1 protein-coding gene is annotated in these 515 nt (G+C 58.3%); it reads right to left on the reverse strand.

Annotated features, from left to right (window positions below):
- Nucleotides 1–371: 371 nt before the first annotated feature.
- The gene (locus N1032_RS28660; RefSeq protein WP_456319130.1) at nucleotides 372–461 is read right to left on the reverse strand and encodes an Acb2/Tad1 domain-containing protein; all 90 of its coding nucleotides are present in this window, start codon (nucleotides 459–461) and stop codon (nucleotides 372–374) included.
- Between the last annotated feature and the right edge of the window lie 54 nt (nucleotides 462–515).

A 515-nucleotide genomic window follows, 5' to 3' on the forward strand; every position in this document is an offset into this window, starting at 1 on the left:
CTACACCGGATCGGGTGTAGAGATGCTCGACTTCGAATTCTGGCAGGCCGGAGTGTCCGCCTCTGCGATTTGCGGAGGGGGCAGCGCCTGCCAGTCGGACGATGGCGTCTGTACGCTCTGCCGCTTGTGCTTCGGCTAGCTTCGGCGCGACTTTCTTTCTGTCTGCTGCGCGTGGCATAGTCGATCCTCGTTAGTGAATATCGATGCAGTGTAGCGCCGACAGACAAACGGTGATAATCTGATTTCGCACTTTACAGCAGGTAATCGGGGCGCACGGTGGTAAACCGCCCGACAGTGGTCGACCCATTGAATCAGCGTTTTGATTGAGCCGCCGGGTATGATGATTCCCCGGCGGCTTTTTCATTGGGGGCTTAGCAGGCCTCGGAAGGGTTAGCGACAGCGCGACATGCTGCCATGCACGCGGTTTGCATATCGGTACGGGCGATCGCCAGCCAGCGCAATTGATTGCCCTTAATTTCGTGCGCATTGGCGACGACGTCCAGGCGTGCGAGGAA

The organism is Herbiconiux daphne (assembly GCF_024979295.1).
In the GTDB taxonomy this organism is placed as follows: Bacteria; Actinomycetota; Actinomycetes; order Actinomycetales; family Microbacteriaceae; genus Herbiconiux; species Herbiconiux daphnes.